Raw genomic sequence first — 12,766 nt, 5'->3', positions numbered from 1 at the left:
CTCACGCTCCGCCGCGGAGGATGGAGTTGCCCTCGTGGGTGGCGCCGGTGGCCGTGACGTCCAGGTCCAGATCGAGGTCCAACCGGCCGCTGAGGCCGTAGAAGGCGACGGGGTTGCGCCACAGCACCCGGTCGACGTCGTCGTCCGAGAAGCCCTCGGCCAGCATCAGGTCGCCGACCCCGCGGGTCTTCAGCGGGTTGCTCTTGCCCCAGTCGGCGGCGGAGTTCACCAGGACCTGCTCGGGCCCGTACTCGCGCAGGATCGCGATCATCCGTTCCTCGTCCATCTTGGTGTCGGGATAGACGGAGAAACCGAGCCAACAGCCGCTGTCCTTGGCCTCCTTGACGGTCGTCTCGTTGAGGTGGTCGACGAGGACGCGGTCCGGGGCCAGCACGGACTCGCGCACCACGTCGAGGGTGCGGCGCAGGCCGGCGAGCTTGTCGCGGTGCGGAGTGTGGACGAGCGCGGGCAGGCCGTGGTCGGCGGCGAGTTGGAGCTGGGCGGCGAGGGCGGTGTCCTCGGCGGGGGTCATCGAGTCGTAGCCGATCTCGCCGACGGCGACTACCTGGTCCTTGACGAGATAGCGGGGAAGTTCGTCGAGGACGGGCGTGCAGCGCGAGTCGTTCGCCTCCTTGGGGTTGAGGGCGAGCGTGCAGTGGTGGGCGATGCCGTACTGCGCGGCACGGAAGGGCTCCCAGCCCAGGAGGGAGTCGAAGTAGTCGAAGAAAGAGGCGGGTGAGGTGCGGGGCTGGCCGAGCCAGAAGGAGGGTTCGACGACGGCGCGGACGCCTGCGGCGTGCATGGCCTCGTAGTCGTCGGTGGTCCGGGAGGTCATGTGGATGTGGGGGTCGAAAATGCGCATCAGGACTCCTCGCCGTCGGTTCCGCGCGGGCCGGGGTCGCGTTCGGCGGCGGGCGCGGGTGGGGTGGCCGTGGGGTCGGTCAAGGTCAGGACGCGGTACAGGTCTTCGGGCACGGGACGGCCCGCGGCGGTGCGTTCGGCGGCGTAGTCGCCGAGCATGCGGGCGAGTTCGGCGTCGTCGCGTGCGCGGCGGTCCAGGTCGGCGATCTCGTCCACGGACACGCCGGTGAACAGGCACTTCAGGACGGCGTGGCGCCAATGGTGGGGGGCGAGATGCCGGGCGGCGTACGGACCGACGGCGGCGGCGACGAGCCGGGTGTCGTTGGTGCGCAGGGCGTCCTCGACGAGCGGGAGGGCGTCGGGGCCGACCACGAGATGGGGCAGCGCGTGCAGGACGGCGCGGCGTTCGGCGGCGGTGCCCTGGAAGTAGACGCGGGTGACGGCGTCCGTGCCGGCGCGGGCGGCGTCCAGGATCAGCACGCGGGCGACGTCGGCGTGCTCCGGGCCGCATCGCCGTCCGGCCTCGGCGAGGCGCAACTCCCAGACGGAGATGGGTCCGTGGATGCCGGGATGGGTGGCGGCCTCTTCGAGAGCCTGGTCGAGCCAGGCACGGGCGGCTCCGCCGAGGCGGGCGGTGAGGAGGCGGTGCAGGTCGGCTGGTGGGGTGCGGGCTAGGGGGGCGCCTGTGAGGTCGGGGGGCGTCATGTCGGGGGTCGTCATGTCGGGGGCCGGGAGATCGGGGGTGGTGGGGTCGGGGGCGGTGGAGTCAGGAGTGGTGGGAGGAGAGGTTGTGGAGTTGGAGGTCGTGGAGTCGGAGGTCGTGGAGTCGGGGGTCGTGAGGTCTGCGGCCGGGGTCTCCGGTGCGGAGTGGGGGTGCGGGGTGGGGCCTGTCGTGGGGCCCGTCGTGGGGCTATCCACGGGTTGGCTCATGGGTCGGCTCGTCGGCTGTCTCATGAGGTGCTGCTCCCTTCTGGGGTGGCGGAGGGATCGCCGGGTGGTGAGGAGGGGGCGGGACCGCGATCAACGGCAGCCCCGGAATCGCGCTGGCGCTCCGGCAGCGCGGCTGCTCGGGTCGCCGCGCGGTGGAGGAACGGGAGGGAGTGTTCGGCGAAGTGGGGGCCCGCGTGCGAGTGGCGGGGCAGTTCGACGACCGTCAGGCCTTGGTAGCCGGTCGCGGCGAGGGCCGCGAGGACGGGCGGGAAGTCGATCTCGCCGTCTCCGAAGGGGAGGTGTTCGTGGACGCCCCGACGCATGTCCTCGATCTGGACGTGCCGCAGCCAAGGGGCGGCGGCGCGTACGCAGTCGGCGGGAGAGAGGGGTTCGAGGCACTGGCAGTGGCCGATGTCGAGGGTCAGACCGAGGTTCTCCGGGTCGCCGAGGATGTGGCGGAGCCGGTGGAAGTCGGCGAGTGAGCCGAGGAGGTGGCCGGGTTCGGGCTCGACGGCGAGGGGGACGCCGACGTCGTCGGCGGCCTCCAGGACGGGCGTGAGTGCCTCGGCCAGTCGCTTCCACGCAGTGTCGGTGTCGGTTCCGGCCGGGGTGACGCCGCTGAAGCAGTGGACGGCGTGTGCACCGAGGTCGGCGGCGACCTGGACCGAGCGGATCAGCAGGTCGACGCGTCGGGCGCGGTCGTCCGGGTCCGGGTCTAGGAGCGAGGGACCGTGTTTGCGGCGCGGGTCCAACACGTACCGGGCCCCGGTCTCCACGGTGACGTCCAGGCCGAGGGCATCCAACCGGCCGGCGACGCGCTGGGTGCGGGCGGCGAGGTCGGGCGCCAGCGGGTCCAGGTGCATGTGGTCGAGGGTCAGTCCGACGCCGTCGTAACCGAGGTCGGCGAGGAGGGAGAGGGCGTCGTCGAGGCGGAGGTCGGCCAGGCCGTTGGTGCCGTACCCGAAGCGGAAGGAGGTGTTGGCGGGAGGCACGGAGGTCGGAGATGTGGGGGCGCTGGTCTCGGGGCCGTCCGGGTGCCGCGGCACAGAAGTCGCGGGCGAGGTACCGGGAGGGGTCGTGTGCGGGGTCACGTAACGCTCACCTTCCTCGCGAACCTTCGGCCGAGTGGGGCGAGAGCCGCGATGAGCGCGGCCGTGGTGCCGGCACCGGAGCGGGCGGTGAGGGCGGCCTGGAGCGGGATGGTGGCGCGGATGCCGCCGCCGACGGCTCGTTGGACGAGTGGGGGTGATGGATTGAGGGCGGCGTGGAAGTAGCGGCGACCGGAGGTGGCGGCGTAGGCGGCGGCCAGGGCCAGCTGCAGCGTGCCCGTGACCGAGCGGAAGGACTGATCACCGGCTCGGGTGGGCGGAGCCGTGTCCGTCCCGGTGCCGGGCAGGTCGAGGGTGCCTGCTTCCCGGGGACCCGCCGGGCGGCGCCGCGTGAGCAGTCGCGTCACGAAAGCGGTCGTCGCCAAGGCCGCCAGCGGAGGCACGGGGGAACCGCCCGTCGTCTCCCGGCGGGACACCGTCGTCACCGCGAGGGTGTGCGTGCCGAGCAGGGCCGCTGAGGGGAGCGCCTCGTGGACGCGGCCCGCTGTCGCGGCGGCGCCGAGGAGGAGGTCGAGGCCCCGGGCGGCGGCCATGGCCGTGGGGCCCGCGGCGGTGTGCTTGAGGGTGAGGTCGTACGCCCAGACCGTGGCCGCCAGAGGTACGGCGACCGCGAGCGCCGGGCGGCCGGCGCGGGCGGCGAGGGCCAAGCCGGCGCCGGTGAGGACGCCGACCGTCGACAGGGCGGCGGTCGGGTGGATGCGGCCCGAGGGGAGGGGTCGGTGGGGGCGTTCGGCGGCGTCCTCCTCGCGGTCGGCCCAGTCGTTGAGCGCCATGCCGGCCGTGTAGAGGCAGAGGGAGGAGCCGATGGCGAGCAGGGTGCGGGAGTTGGGGGTGGTGGCGGTCGCCGCGGCGCCGGCGAGGGCGTCGCCGGGGACGGTGAACAGGGCGGGGAGACGCAGGAGTTCGGCCCAGGCGAGGCGGCGGCTCGGGCGGCGGTCCGTGTTGTCACGACCTGAAGTCGACCTGTCGATCGGCCTCTTCGCGCCCCGAGTTGTGGAACCGTCCGTCAGTGCGGGTCCCGCGGTCACCACAGTTCCCCCGAACGGTCCGCCCCGGACGAGCCCTTCGCATGTCCGGGCCGGTCCTCGCCCGCGGCCCGGCCGCCGACACTCTCGGAACGCTCACCGGCAGCCTCGGTGTGCCCGCCGACGCCTCCGACCTGCCGACCGACACCCCCTGTGGCCCCCTCACTTGCGGCCCCGTCGCTCCCCCTCAACCGCCCCGCGAACCCCACCAACGCCTCGTACTGCTCCCCCAACCCCGCAGGCCCTTCCCCCACCGGGTCCTTGAAGAAGAAGCCGAGTTCAGCGAGCGGACCGGACAGGCCTGCCTCCTGGGCCCGTGCCGTCAGGCGGGCCAGATCCAGGACCAGCGGAGCGGCCAGCGCCGAGTCGCAGCCCTGCCAGATGGTCTGGAGGATCATGCGGGTGCCGAGGAAGCCGTCGAAGGCGATGTGGTCCCAGGCGGTCTTCCAGTCGCCGAGCGCCGGGACGTCGTCGATGTGGACCTCGCCCTCGGGGGTCGTACCGAGGGTGTCGGCGAGGACGCGTTCCTTGCCGGCGTTCTTGGCGGCGGCCGCGGCGGGGTCCGCGAGAGCGGCACCGTCGCCTCCGCCGAGGAGATTCGCGCCGGACCAGGCGCGGACCGCGAGGGCGCGCTGGGTGAACATTGGGCCGAGCACGGAACGGAGCAGTGTCTGGCCGGTCTTGCCGTCGCGGCCGGCGTACGGCAGCCCGCTCGACTCCGCCGACTCGGCGAGCGACGGGTGGTGCAGGCCCGTCGACGGGGTGAAGTTGACGTAAGGGCAGCCGGCGCGCAGGGCCGCCGCCGCGTACAGGGAGCTGGGCGGGAGTTCGGGCCCCGCAGCGGAGGGTTCGGTCGACGCGACGTTCACCACTACCGCCCGCGCCAGGCCGAGCCGTCGTACGAAATCGTCGATGTCCGCCGCGAAGGCCTCGATCAGTTCCTGTTCGGTGCGTGTGTCGCCCGGGGCCGGGCCGCCCGGCCTGATCTCCCGGTCCGCGGCGGCGAGTTCGGCCGCGACCGCCGTGGGGAGGCCGGGTGGGAGGACGCCGCCGGCCGCGAGGGCCTCGGCGCGTTTGGGGAGGGGGCAGTCCACCGTGTCGTGGCCGCCGAAGACGAGGGAGGTGAGGGGTGGCAGGCCGCTCTCCGCGAAGGCCGGGGTCTCGGTGACCAGGCCCGTCGGTGGGTGCAGGCCCGCGGTCATGGCGGCGCAGCCCGCGACGACCGTGGTGGCGACGGAGCCGCGGGCGCCGATCAGCCAGACGCCGATGCGTGGTGAGGAGACGGAGTCGGAAACGGGAACGGACGCGGACATGGGCAGCCTCCTTGTCGAACGCGTCGGCATCGAACGCCTCGTGCGCGCACCCCAGGGCGGGGCGGCCGGACGACCCCTGAAAGGGGCCGGCCGGAAGACGGTGGGCGAGAGTCCGGCGTCCCTCGCCCACCGCCGCTCAATTGCCCTTGGCGGGCAGTTCCTTGAGCCGGATGTCGCGGAAGGACACCTGGTCGTCGGCTCCGTGGTTCTGGATGCCGAGGTGTCCGTCGCGCAGGCTCCGGGCCGGGTCGGTGTTGCGGAAATCGTTGATCTTCACGCCGTTGAGATGGACGCGGAGTCGTTCGCCCTCCACGCGGATCTCGTACGTGTTCCACTCCCCCGGCGGATTCAGCGCGCGGTCGCGCTTCTTCAGGTCAGCGGAGCGGAAGCCGTAGACGGAACCCGTGGTCTTCTCGGGCACGTCGGTGGCGTCGATCTGGATCTCGTAGCCCTTGTCGACGGCCGACCACGGGTCGTCCGAGGGCGGGAAGCCCACGAACACACCGGAGTTGTCGTCGCCCGAGGCGCTGGCCATCTTCCAGTCGAGCTTCAGGGAGTACGAGGTGAAGCCCGATGTCGCGTACCAGAGCAGGCCCATCCCGCCCGACGACGTCAGCGTGCCGTCGTCGGAGAGGGTGAAGGAGCCCGGGCCCGCCTGCCGCCAGTCGGACAGCGAGGCGGCCGTGCCGTCGAAGAGCGGGCGGTAGCCGTTCTCCGGGCGGCAGTCGGCCTGGGCGTCACCGACGGCCCAGCGGATCCCGCCCAACAGGTGGGCGCGGAAGGCGGGTTCGGCGTAGGACTCCTTGGTGTGGCCCGCGCCGGTGTAGAAGGCGCGGCCGCCCTGGTAGTCCTGGCACCAGGCGATCGGGTGATCGCCGTTCATCGTGCCGCCGGTGTACGAGGACTCGTCGAGCGAGGCCAGGACGTGGGCCCGATCCCGGGGATTCGAGCGGTAGTTGTACCACTCGTCGGTGCGGGTCCAGGTGTCGGCAAGGCCCGCGGTCGCCGGGTGACCGCGATCCTCGACGTCCACGGTCGCGGGCTGGATCGCCGGGTGCGACTGGAAGTAGGCGCCGGCGAGGCCACCGTAGAACGCCCAGTCGTACTCGGTGTCGGCGGCCGCATGGACGCCGACATAGCCGCCGCCGTGCCTGATGTAGCCCTCGAACGCCCGCTGTTGGGCCGCGTCGAGGACGTCACCGGTGGTGGAGAGGAAGACGACCGCGTCGTACCGCCGCAGGTTGCGGTCGGTGAACTTGCCCGCGTCCTCGGTCGCGTCGACCGTGAAGCCGCCGCTCGCGCCGAGTTGCCGTACCGCCTCGATGCCCTCGGGGATGGAGTCGTGCCGGAAGCCGGCCGTCTTGGAGAAGACCAGCACCCGCTTCCCGTCGGCACCACCGTGTCCCGCGTCCCCGGGGTGCGAGGAGGCCGGGCCCGAGACGCAGCCGAGGAGCAGGGCGGCGCCCACAACTGCGGTAGCCAGTCGGCTTGTTGAGCGCATCACGTCGTCTCCCCTCAGCTCGTGGTGAAGGTGAAGTCGTCCACGTCGAACAGCGCGCCCGTGCCGCCCTTGAAGACCAGGTAGAGCGTGGTCGTGCCCTTGGGTGCGCGGGACAGGTTCGCGGTGACGTCCTGGAAGGTCTCCCAGCCGCCGGTCACCGGGACGGTCGCCTTGCCGAGGAGAGTGCCCTTCGCGGAGCCCGAGCGGATCTCCAGCGTGCCGCCGGCGCCACCCGAAGAGACGCGTGCCGTAACCGACTTGGCGTTGTTCAGGACGTACGGCGTGAAGGAGATCCAGTCGCCGTTGTCGATGTTGCCGACGGTCTTTCCGCCGTGCGCGGTGTCCTTGGTGATGATGTCGACACCGGAGCCGGCGCCGAAGTGCTCGGCCTGGCGGTGTCGGGGCTCCAGGACGCTCTGGTCGTGGGAGGTGAGCGGGGCCTGGCCGCCGCCTCCGTTGTCGGTGTACTCGGCGTTCAGCACGCCGAATATGTTGGCGTCCTCGTCGTGGCCGCCGTCGGCGCTGGTCTGGATGGTGCCGGTGCAGCCGGTGGCCGAGGTCTGCGGGTGGCCGTGGGTGTCGTGGCCGAGGACGAAGGTGACCTTGACCTTGGCGCAGTCGATGGTCCTGCGGTCCTCGGGGTCGGTGACCTTCACCTTGAACGGGATCGCGTCGCCGAAGCTGAACAGCTGTCCGTCCTTGGGCAGTTCGAGGACCACCGTGGGCGCGGTGTTGCCGACGACGACCTGCACGCTGGCGCCGCCGGTACGGCCCGAGGCGTCCTTGGCGGTCAGGGTCGCGGTGTAGGTGCCGTTCTTCTTGTACTTGTGCGTCGGGTTGGCCGCCGTGGACGTGCCGCCGTCGCCGAAGTCCCAGCTGTACGTGAGCGCGTCGCCGTCCTGGTCACTGCTGCCCTCGGAGGAGAACTTGACCTTCAACGGGGCCTGTCCGGACGTGCGGTCGGCCGCGGCCTGCGCCACCGGGGAGTGGCCGTCGGTCGCGTTCTCGATGCGGTAGAGACCGGAGTTCTCGTCGCCGCCGAACCATGCGGTGCCGTAGTCGAGGACGTACAGCGCGCCGTCAGGGCCGAAGGCCATGTCCATCACCTGGGTGCCGGTCCACGGGAAGGCGTTGATCGACTGCACGCTTCCGCTGCCGTCGCTCACGATCCGCTTGATCCAGCGCCGGCCGAACTCACCCGCGAAGAAGTTCCCGTCGTACGCCTCGGGGAACTTGACCGGCGAGTCGAGCGTGGCGTCGTAGTGGTAGACCGGGCCGCCCATCGGGGACTCGGATCCGTCGCCCAACTCCGGTACGGACGGGCCGTTGTAGGGGATCCAGGCGGGCTGCGCCGGGGGAAGGTCGGTGAGCCCGGTGTTGTGCGGGGAGTTGTTCTTCGGGGCCGCGCAGTCGAAGGACGCGCCGGACGTCTTGGTCGCGAAGTCGTAGTCCACGTAGGCGTCGTTGGCACCGGTGCAGTACGGCCAGCCGAAGTTGCCGGGCCCTGTGACGCGGGCGAACTCGACCTGTCCGGCCGGGCCGCGCGCCGGGTCGGCGGCGCCCGCGTCGGGGCCGTACTCGCCGACGTAGAGGATGCCGGTCTTCTTGTCGACGCTGAAGCGGAACGGGTTGCGGAAGCCCATCGCGTAGATCTCGGGCTTCGTCTTGTCCGTGCCGGGAGCGAAGAGGTTGCCGTCGGGGACCGTGTACGAGCCGTCGGCGGCGACCTTGACGCGCAGGATCTTGCCGCGCAGGTCGTTGGTGTTGCCGGCCGAACGCTGGGCGTCGAAGGCGGGGTTGCGGTCGGCGCGCTCGTCGAGCGGGCTGTAGCCGTCGGACTGGAAGGGGTTGGTGTCGTCGCCCGTCGACAGGTACAGGTTGCCCGCCGCGTCGAAGTCGATGTCGCCGCCGACGTGGCAGCACAGGCCGCGCGAGGCGGGGACGTCGAGGACCTTCTTCTCGCTGGCGTTGTCGAGGGTGCCGTCCGCGTTCAGGACGAAGCGGGAGAGGCGGTTGACGCCGTCGAAGGGCGCGAAGTCGGCCGCGGTGCCGGTCTCGGGGGCGTCGCCCGCCGGGGTGTTCAACGGGGGCGCGTAGTAGAGGTAGATGGCCCGGTTGGTGGCGAAGTCCGGGTCGACGCCGACGCCTTGGAGGCCTTCCTCGTCGTGGGAGTAGACGTCGAGCTTGCCGATCAGCCGCGTGTTGCCGGCCGCGTCCGTCAGCCTCAACTCGCCGTCGCGCGAGGTGTGCAGGACCGAACGGTCCGGGAGGACCGCGAGCGACATGGGCTCGCCGACCTCGGGCTCGCCCTTGGCGAGGGTGACCTGCTGGAAGTCCTCGGCCGCGGCGGAAGCTCCGGCGGAGGCTGCCGTGGTGGCTGTTCCCGGGTCGGCGACGGCTGCGCCGGCCTGGGGTGCGGTGAGCGTGAGGGTGGCGCCCGCCAGGAGTGCCCCGCTGAAGAGGGCCACCGCCTTGCGGAAGGACGGGCGTCGTCTGTGGGTCTCGATTCTGTCGGTGCTGGTGGTGCGGTCGTTCCCGTGCACGAATGCCTCCAGAGTGGGGCTGGTTGTACGGGCGGGTGCGGGTACGCCGGGATGCGCCGTCATCCCGGAGAACTGAGCGGTGGGGGGTGGGGGTCAGTTGCCGAACGCCGCGTCGAAGGACGCCGTCGGCGGCTCGAAGTCGAAGGCCTTGAGCCGGGTCAGGGCCTCGGGTGCGCCCTGGAGCCGGTCCATGCCGGCGTCCTCCCACTCGACCGAGATGGGGCCCTTGTAGTCGATGGAGCGCAGCATCCGGAAGACGTCCTCCCAGGGCACGTCGCCGTGGCCCGCGGAGACGAAGTCCCAGCCGCGGCGCGGGTCGCCCCACGGCAGGTGGGAGCCGAGCCTGCCGTTGCGTCCGTCGAGGCGCTTGCGGGCCTCCTTGCAGTCGACGTGGTAGATCCGGTCGCGGAAGTCCCACAGGAAGCCGACGGGGTCGAGGTCCTGCCAGACGAAGTGCGAGGGGTCGAAGTTCAGACCGAAGGCCGGTCGCCCGCCAACCGCCTCCAAGGCGCGGTGAGTTGTCCAGTAGTCGTAGGCGATCTCGCTGGGGTGGACCTCGTGCGCGAAGCGGACACCCTCCTCGTCGAAGACGTCGAGGATCGGGTTCCAGCGCTCGGCGAAGTCCTCGTAGCCGCGCTCGATCATCGCCTCGGGGGCGGGTGGGAACATGGCGACCAGGTGCCAGATCGCGGAGCCGGTGAAACCGATGACGGTGTCGACGCCGAAGGCCGCGGCGGCGCGCGCGGTGTCCTTGATCCGCTCCGCTGCCCGTTGCCGTACGCCCTCCGGGTCGCCGTCGCCCCACACCTCGGTGGGCAGGATGCCCTGGTGGCGTTCGTCGATGATGGCGTCGCAGACGGCCTGGCCGGTCAGGTGGTTGGAGATGGCCCAGCACTTGAGGCCGTACTTGTCGAGGAGTTGCTTCCTGGACTCGATGTACGACGAGTCGGCGAGCGCCTTGTCGACCTCGAAGTGGTCGCCCCAGCAGGCGAGTTCGAGCCCGTCGTAGCCGAAGTCGCGGGCGAGGCGGCAGACCTCCTCAAGCGGAAGGTCGGCCCACTGACCGGTGAAGAGCGTGAACTGACGCGGCATTTCCCTCAATCCTCCTCGGACTGCGACGGGCGTATGTCAGGCGGCCATGGGTGGTGGTCAGCCGGCGATGGGCGTGAAGACGGAGTTCTTCTCGGCGCTCTCCTCGACCGCCGCCAGCACCCGCTGCACCTGGAGCCCGTCCGCGAAGGAGGGCCGGGGCTGCCGTCCCTCCGCGATCGCGTGGACGAGGTCGCGGGCTTGATGCACGAACGTGTGCTCGTAGCCGAGTCCGTGCCCCGGCGGCCACCAGGCCTCCAGGTAGGGGTGGTCGGGTTCGGTGACGAGGATGCGGCGGAAGCCGGCGTGCGCCCCTGGCTCCGTACCGTCGTGGTACGAGAGTTCGTTGAGGCGCTCCAGGTCGAAGGCCAACGAGCCGTGCTCGCCGTTGAGTTCGATGCGCAGGGCGTTCTTGCGGCCGGTCGCGTAGCGGGTGGCCTCGAAGGAGGCGAGGGCGCCGGAGGCGAAGCGGCCGGTGAACAGGGCCGCGTCGTCGACGGTGACCGTGCCGGTGCCCGCGGTCGACACGGCGGACAGGCCGCTGGTGGGACCGCCGGGCAGCGGTCGTTGGCGTACGAAGGTCTCGGTCAGGGCGGAGACCCCGGCCAGCGGCTCGCCCGCGAGGTACTGGGCGAGGTCGATGATGTGCGCGCCGAGATCGCCGAGGGAGCCGGAGCCCGCCGTCTCCTTGCGCAGCCGCCAGGTGAGCGGGAACTCCGGGTCCACCAGCCAGTCCTGAAGGTACGTCACCCGCACGTGCCGCAGCGCGCCGAGCCGCCCCTCCGCCACCATGTTCCGGGCGAGCGCGGTGGCCGGCACCCGGCGGTAGTTGAAGCCGACCATCGCCAACTGCCCGCGTGCGTACGCCGCTTCGGCCGCCACCGTCATCGACTCGGCCTCCTCGACGGTGTTGGCGAGGGGCTTCTCGCACAGCACGTGCTTGCCGGCCGCGAGGGCCGCGAGGGCGATCTCGGCATGGCTGTCGCCCGGCGTGCAGATGTCGACGAGGTCGACGTCGTCCCGCGCCACCAGGGCCCGCCAGTCGGTCTCGGCCGCCGCCCAGCCGTGCCGGTCGGCCGCCGCCCGTACGGCGGCGGCGTCGCGCCCGCAGATGGCGGCCAGGACCGGGCGGCGCGGCAGGTCGAAGACCCGGCCCACGGTGCGCCAGCCCTGGGAGTGGGCGGCACCCATGAAGGCGTAGCCGACCATGCCGACCCGTAGCGGCGGCTGTTCTCCCGGTGACCCGTCCGACTGCTGCGGCTGTCCCATACGGATGTCCTCCTCGTCCTCGTGGTGAATGCGCCGTGGGGGGTGCGGGGCCGGCACGGTCAGCGGAAGCCGGTGGACATGTACTGGTCGACGTTGTCCTTGTCGACGACGGCGGAGTAGAGCGTGAGCGAGGCCGGGATCTCGAACTCGGAGAGGCCGCCGATGCCCTTGCCCTGACCGAGTGCGCGGGCCAGGTCGATCGCGGAGGAGGCCATCGTCGGCGGGTACAGGACCGTCGCCTTGAGAACGCCGTTGTCCTGCTTGATCGCCTGGAACGCGGAGAGCGCGCCCGCGCCGCCGACCATCAGGAAGTCGTCGCGTCCGGCCTGCTCGATGGCGCGCAGCGCGCCCACGCCCTGGTCGTCGTCGTGGTTCCACAGGGCGTCGAACTTGGGCTGCGCCTGCAGGAGTTGGGCCATCTTGGCCTGCCCCGACTCGACCGTGAACTCGGCGGCCTGGCGGGCCACCTTCTTGACGTTGGGGTAGTTCTTGAGGGCGTCGTCGAAGCCCTGGGTGCGCTGCTTGGTCAGCTCCAGGTTGTCGAGACCGGCGAGTTCGATGACCCGGGCGTTCTTGGTGTCCTTGAGCTGCTCGCCGATGTAGGTGCCGGCGTTGAGGCCCATGCCGTAGTTGTCACCGCCGATCCAACAGCGGTACGCCTGCGGCGAGTTGAAGATGCGGTCGAGGTTGACGACCGGGATGCCCGCGCGCATCGCCTTCAGTCCGACCTGGGTGAGCGCCTTGCCGTCGGCGGGCAGCACCACCAGGACGTCGACCTTCTTGTTGATGAGGGTCTCGATCTGCCCGATCTGCTGGGCGGTGTCGTTGGACCCCTCGGTGATCTCAAGGGAGACGTCCGAGTACTTCTTCGCGCGGCTCTTGGCGTTGTCGTTGATCGCGTTGAGCCAGCCGTGGTCGGCCTGCGGTCCGGCGAAGCCGATGGTGACGTGCTTGCCGGGGGTGTCGGAGGCGGCCGGCTGGTTGTCGGAGGCGGCGGCCTCGTCCTTGGGATCGTTGCTCGTGCAGCCCACGAGGAGGGCACCGGTGGATACGGCGGCGGCCCCGAAGAGGAGTCCTCTGCGGCTCGTGAAAGGCGTCGGCTCTGGCATGGCGGTGAACCCTTTCC

At 71.4% G+C, this 12,766-nt stretch carries 10 protein-coding genes; all 10 read right to left on the bottom strand.

Annotated features, from left to right (window positions below; all coding sequences use genetic code 11):
- Window position 1: 1 nt before the first annotated feature.
- The 10 genes from ACWDR3_RS05880 to ACWDR3_RS05835 all read right to left on the bottom strand — a co-directional run bounded on the left by ACWDR3_RS05880 (window position 2) and on the right by ACWDR3_RS05835 (window position 12,749).
- On the bottom strand, window positions 2–862 hold the full coding sequence (locus tag ACWDR3_RS05880) for a TatD family hydrolase (protein WP_450351097.1): 861 nt from the start codon (window positions 860–862) through the stop codon (window positions 2–4).
- A complete protein-coding gene (locus ACWDR3_RS05875) occupies window positions 862–1,566 on the bottom strand; it encodes an EboA domain-containing protein (protein WP_450351220.1) in 705 nt (234 codons plus the stop codon). Before ACWDR3_RS05875 ends, ACWDR3_RS05880 begins: the two co-directional genes overlap by 1 nt.
- A gap of 245 nt (window positions 1,567–1,811) precedes the next feature.
- Window positions 1,812–2,783 carry a sugar phosphate isomerase/epimerase family protein gene (locus ACWDR3_RS05870; RefSeq protein ID WP_450351218.1) on the bottom strand — a complete coding sequence of 324 codons (972 nt, stop codon included), beginning with the start codon at window positions 2,781–2,783 and terminating at the stop codon, window positions 1,812–1,814.
- 95 nt (window positions 2,784–2,878) lie between these two features.
- Complete coding sequence (locus ACWDR3_RS05865; RefSeq protein WP_450351216.1) at window positions 2,879–3,871, bottom strand: SCO3242 family prenyltransferase; 993 nt, start codon at window positions 3,869–3,871, stop codon at window positions 2,879–2,881.
- A gap of 53 nt (window positions 3,872–3,924) precedes the next feature.
- Window positions 3,925–5,238 (bottom strand): inositol-3-phosphate synthase, encoded by a 1,314-nt coding sequence (locus ACWDR3_RS05860; protein WP_450351095.1) that lies wholly within the window; start codon window positions 5,236–5,238, stop codon window positions 3,925–3,927.
- A gap of 136 nt (window positions 5,239–5,374) precedes the next feature.
- On the bottom strand, window positions 5,375–6,739 hold the full coding sequence (locus ACWDR3_RS05855; protein WP_450351094.1) for a ThuA domain-containing protein: 1,365 nt from the start codon (window positions 6,737–6,739) through the stop codon (window positions 5,375–5,377).
- A 14-nt stretch (window positions 6,740–6,753) separates the two neighbouring features.
- The gene (locus ACWDR3_RS05850) at window positions 6,754–9,282 is read right to left on the bottom strand and encodes a carbohydrate-binding protein (protein WP_450351093.1); all 2,529 of its coding nucleotides are present in this window, start codon (window positions 9,280–9,282) and stop codon (window positions 6,754–6,756) included.
- A 93-nt stretch (window positions 9,283–9,375) separates the two neighbouring features.
- A complete protein-coding gene (locus ACWDR3_RS05845; protein ID WP_450351092.1) occupies window positions 9,376–10,374 on the bottom strand; it encodes a sugar phosphate isomerase/epimerase family protein in 999 nt (332 codons plus the stop codon).
- 57 nt (window positions 10,375–10,431) lie between these two features.
- Window positions 10,432–11,640, bottom strand: a complete 1,209-nt coding sequence (locus ACWDR3_RS05840) for a Gfo/Idh/MocA family protein (protein WP_450351090.1) — start codon at window positions 11,638–11,640, stop codon at window positions 10,432–10,434.
- Window positions 11,641–11,699: 59 nt separating this feature from the next.
- Window positions 11,700–12,749, bottom strand: coding sequence for a substrate-binding domain-containing protein (locus ACWDR3_RS05835; protein WP_124001823.1), 1,050 nt, complete (start codon window positions 12,747–12,749; stop codon window positions 11,700–11,702).
- Window positions 12,750–12,766: the final 17 nt, after the last annotated feature.

It is taken from the genome of Streptomyces sp. NPDC001002, assembly GCF_053599215.1.
The sequence above is the reverse complement of the archived record's forward strand: the minus strand, read 5'-3'. Positions and strand labels throughout refer to the sequence as shown.

Coding starts and splice junctions, on each gene's coding strand:
- ACWDR3_RS05845 (WP_450351092.1), bottom strand. CDS start 10,374: ATGCCGCGTCAGTTCACGCTCTTCACCGGTCAGTGGGCCGACCTTCCG.
- ACWDR3_RS05835 (WP_124001823.1), bottom strand. CDS start 12,749: ATGCCAGAGCCGACGCCTTTCACGAGCCGCAGAGGACTCCTCTTCGGG.
- ACWDR3_RS05860 (WP_450351095.1), bottom strand. CDS start 5,238: ATGTCCGCGTCCGTTCCCGTTTCCGACTCCGTCTCCTCACCACGCATC.
- ACWDR3_RS05880 (WP_450351097.1), bottom strand. CDS start 862: ATGCGCATTTTCGACCCCCACATCCACATGACCTCCCGGACCACCGAC.
- ACWDR3_RS05875 (WP_450351220.1), bottom strand. CDS start 1,566: ATGACGCCCCCCGACCTCACAGGCGCCCCCCTAGCCCGCACCCCACCA.
- ACWDR3_RS05840 (WP_450351090.1), bottom strand. CDS start 11,640: ATGGGACAGCCGCAGCAGTCGGACGGGTCACCGGGAGAACAGCCGCCG.
- ACWDR3_RS05855 (WP_450351094.1), bottom strand. CDS start 6,739: ATGCGCTCAACAAGCCGACTGGCTACCGCAGTTGTGGGCGCCGCCCTG.